This is a genomic window from Heyndrickxia sp. FSL W8-0496, assembly GCF_038007825.1.
Taxonomy (GTDB): domain Bacteria; phylum Bacillota; class Bacilli; order Bacillales; family Bacillaceae_C; genus Heyndrickxia; species Heyndrickxia oleronia.
Window position 1 is genome coordinate 2,708,896 of the sequence record NZ_JBBOXX010000001.1, and the last position, 16,452, is coordinate 2,725,347.

18 protein-coding genes, 1 pseudogene and 3 riboswitches are annotated in these 16,452 nt (G+C 33.1%); of the genes and pseudogenes, 6 read left to right on the top strand and 13 right to left on the bottom strand.

Translation table 11 applies throughout. The annotated features are described in order from the left end of the window. Positions 1-246 precede the first annotated feature (246 nt). Together cdaS and NST63_RS13645 are read right to left on the bottom strand one after the other, a co-directional pair. Positions 247-873 (bottom strand): sporulation-specific diadenylate cyclase CdaS, encoded by a 627-nt coding sequence (gene cdaS / locus NST63_RS13640; protein WP_058005343.1) that lies wholly within the window; start codon positions 871-873, stop codon positions 247-249. 277 nt (positions 874-1,150) lie between these two features. Then, positions 1,151-1,444, bottom strand: coding sequence for an RNA polymerase alpha subunit C-terminal domain-containing protein (locus tag NST63_RS13645; RefSeq protein ID WP_341042558.1), 294 nt, complete (start codon positions 1,442-1,444; stop codon positions 1,151-1,153). Positions 1,445-1,789: 345 nt separating this feature from the next. Here NST63_RS13645 and NST63_RS13650 point away from each other — a divergent pair, with 345 nt between their 5' ends. Then, entirely contained in the window at positions 1,790-2,113 is a 324-nt protein-coding gene (locus NST63_RS13650) for a MarR family winged helix-turn-helix transcriptional regulator (protein WP_341042561.1), read from the top strand. Between the two features lie 255 nt (positions 2,114-2,368). Here NST63_RS13650 and NST63_RS13655 read toward each other — a convergent pair whose 3' ends face one another. The 3 genes and pseudogenes from NST63_RS13655 to NST63_RS13665 all read right to left on the bottom strand — a co-directional run bounded on the left by NST63_RS13655 (position 2,369) and on the right by NST63_RS13665 (position 5,105). After that, positions 2,369-2,797 (bottom strand): hypothetical protein, encoded by a 429-nt coding sequence (locus NST63_RS13655; protein WP_341042563.1) that lies wholly within the window; start codon positions 2,795-2,797, stop codon positions 2,369-2,371. 33 nt (positions 2,798-2,830) lie between these two features. Next, positions 2,831-3,739, bottom strand: a pseudogene (locus tag NST63_RS13660) (IS1595 family transposase); the annotation flags it as partial. Positions 3,740-4,067: 328 nt separating this feature from the next. Continuing rightward, positions 4,068-5,105: a YdcF family protein gene (locus tag NST63_RS13665; RefSeq protein ID WP_341042565.1), complete on the bottom strand. Its 1,038-nt coding sequence runs from the start codon at positions 5,103-5,105 to the stop codon at positions 4,068-4,070. Between the two features lie 176 nt (positions 5,106-5,281). Here NST63_RS13665 and NST63_RS13670 point away from each other — a divergent pair, with 176 nt between their 5' ends. From NST63_RS13670 to NST63_RS13680, 3 genes are all read left to right on the top strand, one after another. Continuing rightward, entirely contained in the window at positions 5,282-5,410 is a 129-nt protein-coding gene (locus NST63_RS13670; RefSeq protein ID WP_257233982.1) for a hypothetical protein, read from the top strand. A 160-nt stretch (positions 5,411-5,570) separates the two neighbouring features. Then, positions 5,571-5,676, top strand: a riboswitch (SAM riboswitch). Positions 5,677-5,746: 70 nt separating this feature from the next. Then, entirely contained in the window at positions 5,747-5,950 is a 204-nt protein-coding gene (locus NST63_RS13675) for a Fur-regulated basic protein FbpA (RefSeq protein ID WP_058005421.1), read from the top strand. A gap of 422 nt (positions 5,951-6,372) precedes the next feature. After that, on the top strand, positions 6,373-6,906 hold the full coding sequence (locus NST63_RS13680) for an STM3941 family protein (RefSeq protein ID WP_071975837.1): 534 nt from the start codon (positions 6,373-6,375) through the stop codon (positions 6,904-6,906). A gap of 201 nt (positions 6,907-7,107) precedes the next feature. Here NST63_RS13680 and NST63_RS13685 read toward each other — a convergent pair whose 3' ends face one another. Together NST63_RS13685 and sstT are read right to left on the bottom strand one after the other, a co-directional pair. Further along, positions 7,108-7,815 (bottom strand): YwaF family protein, encoded by a 708-nt coding sequence (locus NST63_RS13685; RefSeq protein ID WP_341042568.1) that lies wholly within the window; start codon positions 7,813-7,815, stop codon positions 7,108-7,110. A gap of 120 nt (positions 7,816-7,935) precedes the next feature. Beyond that, a complete protein-coding gene (sstT, locus tag NST63_RS13690) occupies positions 7,936-9,174 on the bottom strand; it encodes a serine/threonine transporter SstT (RefSeq protein WP_058005349.1) in 1,239 nt (412 codons plus the stop codon). A gap of 600 nt (positions 9,175-9,774) precedes the next feature. Between sstT and NST63_RS13695 the strand changes: the two genes are divergently transcribed. Beyond that, positions 9,775-10,086: an RNHCP domain-containing protein gene (locus NST63_RS13695; protein ID WP_071975836.1), complete on the top strand. Its 312-nt coding sequence runs from the start codon at positions 9,775-9,777 to the stop codon at positions 10,084-10,086. Positions 10,087-10,155: 69 nt separating this feature from the next. Here NST63_RS13695 and queC read toward each other — a convergent pair whose 3' ends face one another. After that, positions 10,156-10,830 carry a 7-cyano-7-deazaguanine synthase QueC gene (gene queC / locus NST63_RS13700; RefSeq protein ID WP_341044203.1) on the bottom strand — a complete coding sequence of 225 codons (675 nt, stop codon included), beginning with the start codon at positions 10,828-10,830 and terminating at the stop codon, positions 10,156-10,158. A gap of 290 nt (positions 10,831-11,120) precedes the next feature. Here queC and NST63_RS13705 point away from each other — a divergent pair, with 290 nt between their 5' ends. Next, positions 11,121-11,969 carry a hypothetical protein gene (locus NST63_RS13705; RefSeq protein WP_341042570.1) on the top strand — a complete coding sequence of 283 codons (849 nt, stop codon included), beginning with the start codon at positions 11,121-11,123 and terminating at the stop codon, positions 11,967-11,969. 101 nt (positions 11,970-12,070) lie between these two features. On the opposite strand, the gene tenA is transcribed toward NST63_RS13705, so the two are convergent. The 5 genes from tenA to thiW are packed head-to-tail and all read right to left on the bottom strand — an operon-like array spanning position 12,071 to position 15,527. After that, a complete protein-coding gene (gene tenA, locus NST63_RS13710) occupies positions 12,071-12,778 on the bottom strand; it encodes a thiaminase II (RefSeq protein WP_180211854.1) in 708 nt (235 codons plus the stop codon). 22 nt (positions 12,779-12,800) lie between these two features. Further along, on the bottom strand, positions 12,801-13,415 hold the full coding sequence (gene thiE / locus NST63_RS13715; protein ID WP_058005353.1) for a thiamine phosphate synthase: 615 nt from the start codon (positions 13,413-13,415) through the stop codon (positions 12,801-12,803). After that, entirely contained in the window at positions 13,405-14,208 is an 804-nt protein-coding gene (thiM, locus tag NST63_RS13720) for a hydroxyethylthiazole kinase (RefSeq protein ID WP_242598089.1), read from the bottom strand. The genes thiE and thiM overlap by 11 nt, the downstream gene beginning before the upstream one ends. Further along, positions 14,201-15,037 carry a bifunctional hydroxymethylpyrimidine kinase/phosphomethylpyrimidine kinase gene (gene thiD / locus NST63_RS13725; RefSeq protein WP_341042573.1) on the bottom strand — a complete coding sequence of 279 codons (837 nt, stop codon included), beginning with the start codon at positions 15,035-15,037 and terminating at the stop codon, positions 14,201-14,203. The genes thiM and thiD overlap by 8 nt, the downstream gene beginning before the upstream one ends. Continuing rightward, positions 15,006-15,527 carry an energy coupling factor transporter S component ThiW gene (gene thiW / locus NST63_RS13730; RefSeq protein WP_341042574.1) on the bottom strand — a complete coding sequence of 174 codons (522 nt, stop codon included), beginning with the start codon at positions 15,525-15,527 and terminating at the stop codon, positions 15,006-15,008. Before thiW ends, thiD begins: the two co-directional genes overlap by 32 nt. Positions 15,528-15,701: 174 nt before the next feature. After that, positions 15,702-15,808, bottom strand: a riboswitch (TPP riboswitch). Positions 15,809-15,882: 74 nt separating this feature from the next. Next, positions 15,883-15,985, bottom strand: a riboswitch (TPP riboswitch). Positions 15,986-16,452 lie beyond the last annotated feature (467 nt).

The window sequence follows — 16,452 nt, forward strand, 5'->3', positions numbered from 1 at the left end:
GATTTGAGTTTACATAATTATTTTATAGTAACTTAATATAACCCTTTAAGTAATTAGGAGCCGTTGGACATAACCTAAAATATTCCAATCGATGACCTTCAGGGATATGTCCAAACTTTACAAAATTCATAAATGTATCATACAAAAATGTATAAATACATTCGTAAACTTTTCACGGCATCGATGCTTAACTGACATAGAAATATAATATTCCAATGATAAAGCTTAGAAATTTACCGAAAAACATTATAAAATTATAGGTTGTGTTGTATTAATCGGATATAGTTTTCCATCTAAGGAAAATGAAATTTTACCGGTTTCTTCGGAAACAACGAGTACAAGTGCATCACTTTGCTCAGAGAGTCCTATTGCTGCTCGGTGACGTGTTCCATATTTTCCTTCATGTATTAATTTTGAAGTTAATGGAAGTACATTTGCAGCAGAATCAACTACATTTCCTCTGATCAATACTGCACCATCATGGAGGGGGTTCCCTGGATAAAAGATTGACTCTAATAGCTTTGGTGATACCATTGCCCGTATTGGAATACCTTTTTGAATAATATTGTCAAGTGGGTCAAGACGTTCTACTATAATCAATGCTCCATGCTTATCCTTGGAAAGATGCTGAACAGTTGTGGTTAAATCCTCATAAGTGTCAGTAAACGAAGATAAATAACAATTTAAATAAAATGAAGCTGCCATTGATTCAATTGCGATAAGTTGATCTTTTATGCTCTCCAGGTTACCCAAAAGACAATAGTTTTCGTTTCCAAGTAAATCTAAATTAGATTGGAGTTGATGGATCAGGTGTTTCATGTCTGTTTCTATTTGGCGTTTCATTGGGGAAAAATCACAATTATTACTGTCCATATTTGATGTCCTCCATCTATTTTTTTCCTATTTAACATTCTTATATCTGTCTGTTAGATCATAGTGTTTCCAAAATTACCATTATCATTCGAAGACATCTATATGTGGAACATCATCGAAAAGCTATGAAAGGTGCTAAAGATGCACTCAGAAGGATACTACACTTTTGTATAAAAAAAGCACTTTGTTGTTTAAAACAGTGCAATAAAAATGAATCATTTGTTAAACGTCACAGAAGCGTTCTTGTTAGATCTACTTAATTCCTAGGTCGTTGTAATCAATTTCTAAAAGAAAGCCCTTTTTCTTTTAAGGCAGCTCTAAGTTTAGGTATAGATGCGGGTCCCATACCATGAAATTGTAAAATATCTTTTTCACTATATGTTGAAAGCTTTTGTAAAGTAGTTATCCCATTAGTTTCCAAAGCCCTTCTTGCCGGTGCAGATAAACTTGTAAGAAATCCATTGATCGTTCCGCGTTCTTTCTCACAAATAGGACAGGTTGGACAATCGCTACTTTTATAATATTTATGTCCATTTTTGCACGTACGCAGGGTCTTTTTAGAAATAGTCATTTATCAATGCTCCTCTCTCATTTTCATTAATGATCAATATATGTGAAAAATGTATTTGGATAATATTATTTTTAGTTATGAATATTAAATTTAAGTTATCTTCATCTAAAATGAAGTAGTAGCTCCAGACAATTTGTATTTCCAAATTTAAATGCCTTACTAGCTACTACAGTATTATATCGAAAAATTCAATCATTATAAACATAAATGATAAGGTCGATTTTATGGAGAAAAACTCATCTAATTTCACTTATTGGCAAAGCCTAAGATAAATTATATACTTACAATATATTTCAATTTGTAAACATAGTAATAGGCTGTAATTAAATATCAAATGATAGGAAAATGCAAAATGTAGAAATGATCATTAAAGAAATGCTTGAAATACAACAAAAGTCCAAAAGCTTTGTAAACCTCTTTTCTAAAGATGAGCCACTTTCTCAAAACCAACTTATCTTACTTCTTCAGTTAAAAATTAATGGTGGAATGAAAGCTACGGAAATTGCTGGTTTTTTCTCTGTAACACCAGGTGCAGTTACCTCTACCTCTATGTGTGATAAACTGGAGAAACTCGATTTAATACAACGAGTAAGAGAAAGTGAAGATCGCAGAGTAGTAAAAATGAACTTAACGGAAAATGGAGAAAAAAAGTACATGATCTCTTTTTGAAGTTTTCACAAGAAAAACTTGCAGATATTATAGAAGTATTAACAAATGTAAATAAACAAATGAGCAAGATTTTTTAGGGATTTCATATAGTTGAAATCCCCTTTTTTATTGGCTAATGTTGGAACTTCTCTTTCCCATTCATCTTTAAAACATAGGCTATGTTAAATTTGAATGTTGATTTTTAGGTAAATTTAAGGGAAACCTAGATTTATAGAGGTTTCCCAATCTTTATCAAATAGAAATACCTAAAAATTATTACTTCCTTTTTTCTATATGCTTAAATTCCTCTAACCCATTGTTTGCTCGCCCCTTTTGATAGATATTATCCTTACCTTCTACCCAATAATAATAAGTAGCTTCTGGTTCATTTTCAAAAACAACACCAATATAGTAAGGGTTTAAATGTTTAATGCCATCCTTACGGTGAGGAACTGTGGAAATAGTCCATTCTTCATCTGGATAATGCTCTTCTAAGTATGGTCTTAGTAATTTCACTTTTTTGTCAATTTGTGCATCTATCCAAAAAGGACGAGCAACAAAAAATATACAATAAGCTACAAATATAACTAATGCTACTAACCAACCATTTTTTCGCCATCTACCTTTTAAAAAAATTGCAATAATTAAGATTGATACAATTACTGCCCCAACAATCAATAACTCTATTATTTCTTGTGGATGCATTATACCTATCCTCCTCTACATAACCATCCAGAATTAAACATTGAACTTTGAAAGACGAAACAGTTATATGTGTCCGTCATTTCAAATACAAATGATGTGAGTAAGAACTCTTTAATGTTGTGTTTTGTGCTTTCATTGCTACGGTTATCTACAAACAAGAACCACGCAAGATAGTGACGAGATATTTGGTAACCACACCTTTAATACAATCTATCCATTGTTTCATTCGAGAATGGGGACCATTAACATTCTGGATGTGATACAAACCCTTAATAACGTGTTTGCCATCGTTTGATTTAATTCTGTAATGTTCCATTCCTTTTTCTTTTGCATAGGTTTTATAGGCTCTCCAAGTATCTGTTACAAGTACGTTTTCTTTTGAAAGTTTAGAACCAATTATATTATCAACCTGTTGTTTCACAACACGCCCCATACAAGCAACTTTAGATATGCGGTCTCTTGCAACAAGAACTTGTTCGTGACTTATTCCTCTACGCTTAGATTTACAGCCACGCTTACGAGGTTTTCGTTCTGAAATGCCACGTTGACCTTATTGATAGTATAGGAAATAGGTCTCGTCAACTTCAACGATACCATCATATTTTTCAAAATCCATTTGTTTTAATGCACTTAACAGTTTGTGTCTCCAATAAAAAAGTGTAACCTAAGTAATCCCTACGATTTCAGCAGATTTTCGGAGGGAATAGCCTTTGAACATACAATCAGCAAACGTAATCCATTCGTCACCTTTTCGTGTACGGTATAGAACTGTATTAGTTGTATCAGTAAAGGTCTTACTACAACACTTACAACGATAGCGTTGGCGACCATTCTATTTTCCAAACCTTACAATATATTCAGATACACAATGAGGGCATTCAACCCCCTATTTGAAGTGTGAGTTTAACGCATTTCATTAATTAGACGACCACCGACAGAGGAAGGAAATAAACATGAAATTTATACGAATTCATTAATAACATCTGTTCTATCTTATATGCAGGTTTACTTTTAAGTGCAATATTATCAATTCTAGGTGCCATTTTAAGAACCTTTGGATTTGAACAAATAAAAATGAGTATATGGAACGGAATTGATTTACTTGTCGTTTTAAGTATACCTGCCTCTTTTTCATTTACTCGAAATATTTTAAGCGTTCAATTCAATTTTGTACGTCCAAACTAAGATTTTAAAATTTAGATTAGGATATATTTCATTGAAGATAAAAAGAGTCATTTTCCAATTAAGAAGAATGACTTTTATTTAAAACTTATTCAAATAAAAAAGAAATCAATGTTATTAAGATAGAGAATCCTAATATGGTACCTACAACAAATGTATGAAATTTACGTCTCATTATTATAATGGCAATATACTCACGAATCATTGCATTTGGCCAGTAATAAAATGCCGTTTTAGAACCGATACCTTGACTATTTAGACCAGCTTTTTTTGCATATAAGCTAGCTCGGAACAGATGAAAATTGTTCGTCGTAAAGATACTATTATATTCATTTCCTTTTAAAGAATCCATGAGGTGTTTTGAAAAAAGCATATTCTGAAAAGTATTCACAGAATGAACTTCTGTCAGAGTATCTTCTATAGGAATTCCATTGTTTACGGCATAAATTTGCATCGCTTCTGCTTCGGGGAGGTTTTCATCAGGTCCTTGTCCACCTGAAAAAACTAATTTTGGTGGTAGAGTTACCGCCTTTTGTTTCCAATAAAATTCAATCGCTTTATTTATTCTACTTGCTAATAGTGGTGGAACCCTATCATTAATTAAACCACTGCCTAAAACAATAATAAAATCTTGATTGTATTTTGGCCTATTAAACTGGTATAACATATAAGCGGTCAAAAAATTAGTTAAATGTAAAAAGAAATAAATGACAATTAATGAAGCTCCTGCATATAGAGGTTGCAAACTAGTCGATAATAAACGCTCAGGATTTATGATTTGGTTTATAAATAATATTAATAGAAAGATACCTAAAAATAATGTTAACGCATTTGAAAATCGTCTCCCCTCTTTTTTCATTAATACCCTTGCATTTAAAAATAATGCAACACTTAGAGCAAAAAAACCAAATGTTGCTATAAATAGTAAAATAGCAAATGGGAATAATGCAAAGATCATAAGGAGTTTATTACCAGTACTGTATCCTAAAATACAACAAAAAATAAGTAATGAACAAAAAAACAGGTTAAACCAAAAACCATTTATCACTCTTCTTGGATCTGATAAATAAGAACTTATAAATGTAACAAACAATAAAAGGGTAATAATTCCAATTGTTAATAGCATTGTAGACCTCAAATTTTCAAAAATAGTTTTTCGATTCATTATACATGAAAGTTATATTAGTTTTCACCTTTTTTTTCATTTTATGGAATTTAAAAGGCTAGATTTTAATCAGAAATCATAAGTTGAAACAAAAAGGAGATACTATTTTATTATTCCTAAGAAAGGAGCAATTTACTATGACTAAAAAATATAATCAAGGTAGTCACAATCAAAATTCCCCCCATTTACATGGACAAACTCCAACTAGTGGAGATAATAGCAAAGGAAATAAAAGAAATAAGGATCAGAGCACGAAAACAGAATAAATTAAAATCAAACAAACCGATTTTTTTAACCGGTTTGTTTGATTTTTTACTTGGCTTTCCATAACTCTTATAGCTTAAATTAATTACAATTGAGTAAAAAACCTCGAATAAACATAGTTGACAAATCGGATTAATATGCTTTAATCTGTAATTACATAAATACTTATCAAGAGAGGTGGAGGGACTGGCCCTATGAAACCTCAGCAGCAGATTCTTTTTTGAATCCTGTGCTAAATCCTGCAAGCAAATTGCTTGAAAGATAAGTTGAGGTTTATACAGTTGATCATTCCTCTTCTTATCCAATTAAAAGAAACTAACATAAGAGAGGAAATGAAAATGGAAAGATTGTTAAATGAAACAATAGAAAGTCGTCGAAACGATTTAATTAATAAGTTAATTGAAAATGGACAATACAAAAAAGATGGAAAGCATCTTTTTGAATTATCTTTATTAGATTTGGAATATGAGTATTATAAAATTACATCTAAAAATCATCCACATAGTGGAATAGACTCTATTCGATGGATTAATTTTAAATAAATTAGTAATAGCCTCTTTAATTTTAAAAGGGGCTTTTTTATTTAGGCCTTATTTTCAAACCTTCTTACTATTCAACTCATATCTTAACTGAAAAAGTAAGTTGAAGTTTGGCAAACCTCATAAGAACACTGAACTCTTTATTTGGTGTAAAAGCCAGAGATAATACAAAAACAACAAACGACACAAAAACAGGGTGTAGTTTTCATATTAGGGATTACTCATGCTTAAAATTTTCCATTTTCAATTCCAATTCAAAATTTCGTTTTATTACACTTCCTCTGTTTATTTCACTATATATCAATATCCGTACTCATCTACTAATTCTATTGGCCTATATACATGTACTTTCCATTTATTATACAATTCAGTTGGAATAATTAGGATGAAAAGGATGTCATCATAAAATATGGAAAGGTGAAACGATGCAGAAAAAAGAATTTTTTGACTCTAGGGCAAGAATGATTGGCTTTTCAATTTTAACTATAACATTGACACTTGTATTTGGTGGTATCACCCTTGCTATGCTTTTCGGGTCAATTACTTTGGAATTTCCAATGTTCATTCTCTCTCTCATATTAACTATAGTTCTTATACCTGTGTCCATCGTACTACTAAAAAAGGCGACAACAAACGAACCTTCCGTTGTCATTAGTACAGAAGGCATTATGATTAATGGATACATTCCTAAAATTGGATTTATCCCATGGGAAGATATCGATGGATGTATTCCATATCAAATCAATAAACAGGCAATGTTAGGTTTTATATTATTTGATGAAGATAAATACGTGAATAAATTCACTGGTATGAACAAAAAGCTTTTAGAAGCAAATAAAAGCATGGGTTACCCTGCCATAAATGTTTCCATTAATAACTTGAAGGATAAAGAAGGTTTTTTTGAAGCACTTGCTGAACAAAATATAGGTTTTTATCTTGAAGATGAACGACAAGCGTAAATACAAACAGCACCAGTATGGTTTAGTGGTGCTGTTTTTCTTGAACCTCATATTCTATAAGATTGTCGTGCACAAACAACAAACTATCAATTTATATATTAATAAACTCATCAATTAGAATTAGCTACACTCTTCGTAGCTACTTTTCCCAGATCTATTGGGTTAAAAAGTGTTTATAAAACGATATTTTAATTTATAAATTTATCTCTTCTTTTTTAACTTAAATGGAAGCAATAATAATATAAACAAAATCAAGGCGGCCGCTTCTAAAGATAGAATATAATATGGATAGGGGCCAAAATAATCTAATAAGGAACCATTTATTGGTTTATATGATAGAAACATATAATTTCCACTAGTGATTTTATTTAAAAAATAGGCAATTCCTGCACATCCATTCAAAAAGAAAAACGAGCTCACCAAACCTTTAGTGGTAGGAATATACTGATGTACTATAACATAATAAATACAAGTCCAAATGATCAGAATATGGGTAATAAAAAATTGAAAGAAGCGAAAATGCGGATATCCTAAGAATAATTCAGGGGTAATGATTGCCATTAATGCTCCCGAGATCCCCATAAAATAAACGATTTGAAAAACAACCTGAGATTTTGTTAATAACATGATTAAACATAAAATTAGGCTTATCGAACAAAGCTGAAGTGGCAATGCAAAAGATACATCCCATACTCCCCCACTATAAAGCCATATATGATAAAGAAATTCTAAGAGGAAAAGTATTGTAAAAAAGGATATTCGCACGATTTGATTATGTTTCTTCAAAAAAGTGCGTCCTAAAATTATGAATAAAACACCAATAAACATTACAATTATCATCAAAGTATGTGAAAATGAGAATATTTCAAATGGAAAAGCCTCATATTTATGCTTAAAAAAACCCTCCATATTATCCCCCCTTCTCTCATATAAGATACTCTAAGTCTCCGAGATTCATGTTATTTAAAGAAAGGTACTGTATATAGCATAAGAAAAACCCTCCTACCTAAGTATGGAGGGTTTACTACTTTAAGATGCCTGTTTAAAATTAATACTTTTTCCTTCTTTCCGTCGTTGTCTATATTCAGCAGTAGCTGTAAAGAGTACGTCGGTGGAAGAATTTAAAGCAGTTTCACAAGAATCTTGTAAAACCCCTACGATAAATCCTACCCCAACTACTGTCATAGCTACATCATTTGGAATTCCAAATAAACTACATGCTAATGGAATCAATAATAAGGAACCTCCAGCAACTCCTGAAGCTCCACAGGCACATACAGCAGCTAAAACACTAAGAATGATCGCTGTAGGAATATCAACGTGAATACCCAATGTATGAACAGCGGCAAGTGTTAACACAGAAATAGTCACAGCTGCACCAGCCATATTAATTGTTGCACCTAATGGAATAGAAACCGAATACGTATCCTTATCCAAACCTAACTTTTCACATAATCTCATATTAACAGGAATATTGGCTGCTGAACTGCGTGTAAAAAACGCAGTAATACCACTTTCTTTTAAGCACTTAAAAACTAATGGATATGGATTTTGACGAATACCAATGTACACGATAATCGGATTAATAACTACAGCAACAAATAACATACAGCCAAGTAATACAGCAAGTAGCTTTCCATAGCTTAATAATGACTCAAGCCCATTTGTCGTAATTGATTCAATGACTAGTCCCATAATACCTAATGGAGCAAATTTAATGACCCATGTAACCATTTTTGCTACTGCATCAGATACGTTTGCTATCATTGTTTTAGTCGTGTCAGGTGCATTCTTAAGTGCTACACCAAGAAGGATTGCCCAAGCTAAGATTCCGATGTAGTTTGCATTATAAATAGCTTTAACCGGATTATCTACTATATTAAGTAATAATGTTTTTAGGACCTCTATGACTCCACCGGGAGCAGCTAAATCCTCTCCGCTATCAGCTAAAGTTAGGCTTACTGGGAAGATGAAACTTACAATTACAGCCACTAATCCAGCTAAAAATGTTCCTAATAGATAGAGTACAAGAATGGATTTCATATTTGTTTTATGACCACTTTTATGTTGGGCGATGGCAGACATAACCAAGAATAATACTAAAATAGGTGCTATTGCTTTTAATGCGCCTACAAATAATGAACCTAATATAACAAATGGTTTGGCGACAGTTGGAATGGCAACTGCTAGAATAACCCCGATAATCAAACCGATTAATATTTGTTTGACTAAACTGATTTGACTCCATTTTTTCCATATACTTTTCATATACGTTTCCCCCTAGTTGTTAAACCGTTAGAATAGTGAAATTATTCTAACTTCAAGTCGTGTTCTATTAGATGCATTTCTAATTAATAGTATTATAATGAATATTTAGATATATTACAATAGGTTTAATATTTTGTGGTGTCTGTACATTCACCCTACTATTTAATTTGAAAATCATAATAAAACAGTGATAGTTCTACTATTATTATGAAAAAAATCCACTATTTTAAATTATTTGATATAATTTAATCGAATACTTTAAACATAATAAGATTTGGAGTGGTTTCTTGTTAATTTATTTTACACATAATTGGGCAGTATAGGGGACGAATGCCATTGTCAGTGATTGAGGAAGAACACCTACTAGTGGAAGGTGGAGATGTCTGTCTTACAGTGGTTGATACAAATTCATAAAATCAATCGAGGTCCGGATTTTGAGATGAAAAACGCTCAAATGAAGTAGGAACTAGAATTAATCGCATGGTAAAGCCGAGCGGTGAACGGGTCCCTTCTCCTCAAAAGCCTGAAGCTCCATATAGGGGAAAAACAAAACGGAACCCTGCCTCCATAGATGAAAAAATCATCTAGGAGGTATTGTCCTTGAGTAGAAAAACTGAAAATACAGGATTTCAATGTAAGAAATGCAGGATGGTAATTAAACCATTAACAAATGGAAGTTATCGTAATCATTGCCCATATTGTTTATATTCTTTGCATCTAGATCAGCAGCCAGGTGATCGGGAAAGTAGTTGTCGAGGTTTAATGGCTCCAGTAGGTCTAGATTATTCTAATAAAAAAGGATATCAAATTATCCATAAGTGTATAAAATGTGGCAAGGTTGGTAAAAACAAAGTGGCTATTAATACAGAACAAGAGGACCAACTAATTCACTTTTTGAAAGCAATACAATAGAATTTATGTTCAAAAGTATTCAAGAGCACAAGAAACAATCTTGTTAGAAGTTTCTTGTGCTTTCTTTAATTATCTTACTTTTATTTTTATATAATCATCATATCCCCTTTTTCGTAGTTTACAAGCGGGACATTCTCCACACCCTTCTGCAATTATTCCATTATAGCAAGTTAATGTTTTTGTACGGACAAAATCTAATGCACCAAGTTCATCCGCTAACTTCCATGTTTCTGCTTTGTTTATCCACATTAGAGGTGTATGGATAATAAACTGTTTATCCATGGCTAGATTTAAGGTCACATTTAAAGATTTGATAAATATATCCTTACAATCAGGATAACCACTGAAATCTGTTTCACAGACACCTGTTATAATGTGTTTTGCACCTACCTGACTGGCTACAACACCAGCGAAGGATAAAAATAATAAATTTCGACCCGGTACAAATGTAGATGGAAGCTCCCCCTCTTCCCCATCCGTTACATCAATGTCAACTCTTGTTAAAGCATTCGGAGCTAGTTGATTTAATAGTTGCATATCTATAATATGGTGTACAATTCCTAACTCCTGGGTGATATTTATTGCACAATCTATTTCCGTTTTATGTCGTTGATTATAATCGAAAGTCACTGCAATTACTTCTTCAAAACGTTTCAATGCCCAAAATAGACATGTTGTACTATCTTGGCCACCACTAAACACAACAATTGCTTTCTCTTTTTTCAATTTAACTACTCCCTTTATAAAATTGATTTCGCAATAATATACTGGTTTAGTTGCCTCTTTAGATACAGCGATGTTTTGTTTACCCTTTTAGAGAAAAAAACAGTACTAATTAATGTACTGTTCATTAGTTTTTTTAAGAGGGTAGCTAGAACCTCTACCGCCTCCACGGATTTTACTAAACTTGTATGAATTGATTAACTTAATTCTAGCATTTTTCATACTAAAGCAAAAGAGACTATAACCTTTCCATTGGTAAACTATGTTAATATAAATTTATAGTAGAGTTGAGTACTTTAGGAGGGATTCCCTTGAAAATAATTGACACGATACCTTTTTTTATGAATAATTATCACCCTTCAATTCGTTTCTTAAGAAGCTACTACAATGAATATCCTGACATTTTCCAAGAATATTTAGCCTATCATTGTAAGGATACCGATGAACGACATTCTCAATCAATAAAAAAATACCCTCAGTTTTTTTCAAGAATTAACCAAGTTCACCAAAACATAAAACCTATTATCAAAGAAATCAATGAAAAGTATTCCAATATGTATCAACTTACTTTTCCAATTGAAGTAAACTTAATAGTTGGGGGGTTTGGATCAAATGCATATACACACAGACAAATTATTCCTAACATATCCTTTGCATTAGAAAGATTATCCCCTTCACCAGATCATTTAAGAACAATTGTTGCACACGAATTTGGTCATGTTGCACATAATATCCTTTCAGACATGTCAGGAATGGAATGGTCAAAGTTAAATTGGAATAATCCACTTATATGGCTTCACCAAGAAGGAGCAGCTATTCATTTTTCCCGTAAAACCGCAAAAAACTTGGATCCTTCCATGTATTTCTCATTTAACGATGAGGGGAATGATTGGTTAACATATGCAAAAGCACATAAACATGAAATTAAAATGGCTTTTGCACATGACTATGCTATCCATTCACCCGAACAAATATTTCGAGAATGGTTTTCTATTAATGGTGGGCGTACCTTTGGTTATAACAGACTGGGGTATTTTATTTCGGATATGTTTTTTCAACATCAAATCAATCAGTTTGGAGAGAAAAATGCAATAATAGCTTGGACTCACACTGACATTGAAGGTCAAACAGAAAAGTGGCTTTTAGAAAATGTTATGTAAGCAATTCAGCTTTAAAAAATAGTAATGGGACAGCTTTATAAACTGTCCCAGAACTAGTAAAAATGAGATTTTCCAATTAAATTGTTAAAAACCTTCAAAACTTATACCATATTCTGCACCTGCAACGGCCATTCTTCTTGATTTAGAAGCATTTCCCAAAATAAAAATTCAAAACGAGAGGTCGTTTGAAAATGATTTTCTAAAATTGTTAATTCTCTTTCGGGTTTTTCAAAGGTTAATTCATCCATGAGTTGAATTAACCACTTTGCTAGGGCTCCAAATTCATCAGATGAATAAGCCTTAATCCAATTTTTATAAGGATTTGTTTCCAATTCATTATGGTAATTACTATATAATTTCTTTCCAATCTCCCAATAGTCCCATGCACAAGGAAGAAGGCATGAAACCAATTCTGCTAAAGTACCGTTATGGGCCACATTTAACATATAATTGGTATACGCTAAATTAATTGGAGTTGGTTCTGATTGTTCCAACTCTTCCTCACTTATCCCAAATGATTTAGCATATGAACGGTGAACATCCATTTCAAAATGAAGAGTTTCATGCAGTAAGACAGAAAATTGTTTCATAATCTCAATACTAGTTGCCTTTTGTGCCCCTATAGCAAAAAGCTTGGAATACTCAATTAAATAAACATAATCCTGTTTCAGATAGAAAGAAAATAATTCTTTTTCGAGTGTCCCTCGACCAATTCCTTGCACAAATGAATGGTGAAAATTTTGGTGCCAAATAGGTTCAACCTTTTTATAAAGTCTGTCTGTAAATCGTTCTGTTTGAATTCTTTCCATTTTTCCCCCTCTTTTCATATGATTATTTGAAACTATTCCGTAACATTTGTGCAGCAGATTTTGGATCATCCGCTTTCATAATCGCCGAAACTACGGAAATACCAGATACTCCTACATTTGATAACTGATGAACATTTTCTAATGATATCCCTCCAATCGCAACTGCAGGAATATGAATAGCTTGAACAATCTTTCTTAAAGTCGCAAAAGACATAGTGATCGCATCAGGTTTTGTAGTTGTCGGAAAAACAGTACCAACACCGATATAATCAGCCCCTTCCTTTTGTGCAACCAATGCTTGTTCCTCAGTTTGAACAGAAACACCGACAATCATTGAGTTGGGTATTATTTTTTTCACTTCCACTAAGGGGAGATCTTTTTGTCCAATATGTATTCCTTCTGCATTGACTGCCAATGCGATGTCCACACGATCGTTAATGATTAATGGAACATCAAATTTTGCTAGAAGTTGTTTAAGTTTTATTGCCTTTTCAAAAAAGATTTTTCCTTCTGAGTGTTTTTCTCGAAGTTGCACAGCAGTGACTCCACCTAGCACCGCTTTTTCAACAATAGGAAGCAATTCCTCTTCGGACGTTTGTTCATCTGTAACAAGATACAGTTGATAATCAATATTCATGTATTCTCACCTCAAGATTAAATGTTTCAGCATTCATCAGATCAATTTCGTCTATAAGTTTTGCTTTAAATGTTCCTAGACCTTCATTCAGTTTCAGATGTTGTTTTGCCCTTTGACCCGCTATTGACATGACAGACATTCCAACCATCGTAGCATTTAAAGGGTCTTCACTTACTGCAGCAAAACTTGCAATGATGGAACCTGACATACAGCCAGTACCTGTTATTTTTGTTAATATTTCATCACCATTTTGCAGGATGAATGTTCGTTTTCCATCTGAAATGACATCTTCCTTGCCACTTATCCCAATTGAACACTTATATTTTTCCGCTGCACGATTCGCTATTTCTATCGGAGAAACTGAAACTTCACCTGCATCTACTCCTTTCGTTTGACTACTTCCACCAATTAACGCATGAAGCTCACTTACATTCCCACGTATGATATCCATTTTGACCTGATCTAATAGAATCTGTGATTTACTTGTTCGAAAAGAAGTTGCACCTACACCAACAGGATCAAATATTACAGGTATCCCTTTACGATTTGCAGCACGGCCAGCACGAATCATAGATTCAAAAACCTGCTCATGAATGGTTCCAAAGTTTATCACTAGTGCATCTGCTAACTGGATCATCTCTTCCATCTCATTCGTTTCTGTTGCCATTACAGGTGATCCCCCAATTGCAAGTGTCACATTGGCACAATCATTGATGGTTACTGTATTCGTAATATGATGAATAAGTGGCTTCGACTCTTTTACTCTATTAAATAATTCTTTGATATTATTCACTATAACTCCCCCTTATTTTCCTCTCTTTTTCTACTAATCCAGCTTTCTCATAAATATCAAAAAAATGATGGGTAGGACCATGACCAGATCCAATATTAATGCTATATTGAATTGCTTTTGTAATATAGGATTTACCTGCTTTAACAGCCTCCTGCAAAGAGTATCCTTTTGCTATATACGCTGTAATTGCGGAGGATAAAGTACAGCCGGTCCCATGAACATTCTTCGTATGAATTCGTTTCCCTTTTAACCATGTGAATTGCATGCCATCGAAAAATAAATCATTCGGATCTCCTTCAAGATGTCCTCCTTTTAGGAGGACAGATTTTGCCCCAAGCTCTTTTAAATTTCTACATGCTTGATACATATCCTCAATATTTTCAATCTTAGTATTAGTTAAACATTCCGCTTCTGGAATATTAGGAGTTACAAGTGTTACCACTGGAAGCAATTTTTCCTTTAAGGATTGTATGGCATCCGTCAATAAAAGATGATGTCCTCCCTTTGAAACCATTACAGGGTCTAGAATTATCTGTTTTGGTTTATACTTGTTGAGTTCTTCAGCCACATTTTTTACAATTTCCGCTGATCCAAGCATGCCAATTTTCACAGCATCCACCGGTAAATCCTCAAATATTGCTGCAATTTGATCACGAATGATCGAAATATCCAGCATCTGAACCGATCGTACCTCAACAGTATTTTGCGCTGTAACAGCTGTAATAACAGACATTCCATACACACCTAATGCAGAGAATGCTTTCAAATCGGCTTGTACTCCTGCTCCTCCACCTGAATCAGAGCCTGCGATTGTAAGAGCTGTTTTCATAGATGATTCCCCCTATTATTTTGTTTTTGAATAATATTTTGATAAAAACCATGCCAATAATTGCACCGCCTAAGGAACTGATTATGAAAGACGGTACAAACCCGAATAAGGCAACTTTATTCCCTAAAAGCAGAGTTGCAATCGGATAGGCAGCGAGCGCACCAAGAATCCCTGTTCCAGTTACCTCTCCAATAAATGCCCATATAAGCTTTTTGGTTTTTAAAAATAGAAAGCTTGCTAAAAAAGCACCAATCATACTCCCTGGGAAAGCAAAAATAGAACCAGTTCCATTCATATTTCGAAGTAATGAAACGATGAATGACTGTGCTACGGAATAAACCGGACCAAGCAATACAGCAGTCAAAACATTAGCCATATGTTGTACAGGAAAAATTTTCGCAAACCCTACTGGAATAAACACGATATTACTTGTTAGTGTAGTAATCGCAATAATTATTGAAGTCAATGTTAGTTTTCTAGTTTTAGACATTGAATCACCCCCCTTTCCCTTAAGAACTTTCGAAATTTGTTTAATTTCGATAAGAGCTGGCAAATCAAGAACGTTGTAATTTTGAAAACGAAGATAAATTCTTTTTTCTCCACAACAGAAAAACCACTTTCCTAAAAAGAAAGCGGTTATATCCCATAAAAAGACAACCTAAAAAATAGGTTTGGACCGCTTCCCTACGCCGGCATCACCCGGATCAGGTTTAAAGGGTATCAATCTTCTTTGATCTCTCTCAGCCAAACTCGGCTCCCCTAGCAGAATCTATATTTTATTGTTATAAGGCATAAAAAAACCGCCCTAGATATAAGGACGGACTGATTTTCACGGTTCATCGCACCGAAAAATACAGCCACTTCCTTACGCCAGCATCAACTGGATCAAGTTCAAAGGGTCCAGAACCTCTGTCTCAGTCTTCTTAAAAGACTCCCCTAGTGATCAATTTCATTTAATTAAACCCATCTTAGCATATTCTGGATAAAAATCAATCATTTTCATTAGAAAGTTAAAATAATAGACTATACATCCATGACTAATGTATCAATCTTTTTACGTATTTTCATTTTCTCTGTTTTACTCTTCATTCAAACCTTCTATCTCATTCATTGTCATGAATATTAGCTTTTTCAACAGTAATGAAATAATTTTTTCCTTCCATAATTTTTTAATTCTATTATAGAGTGCACAGCAGTCCTTCTGTATCCTCAATCACTTTGTTTACATTTAGAACGAATGCCTTGCCCCATTAGAGGTATGTGTAAATGAGTATAAAAAATGCCTCTTATTCTTTTTTTAGTTGTAACCAAACTCCTTTCCACCCCTATTGATAATAAATTTAGCTTAAATTACATCTAAAAATATTTTTATATGATTTAAAAATAACTGAATAATGTTAATATTATTCTAAAAT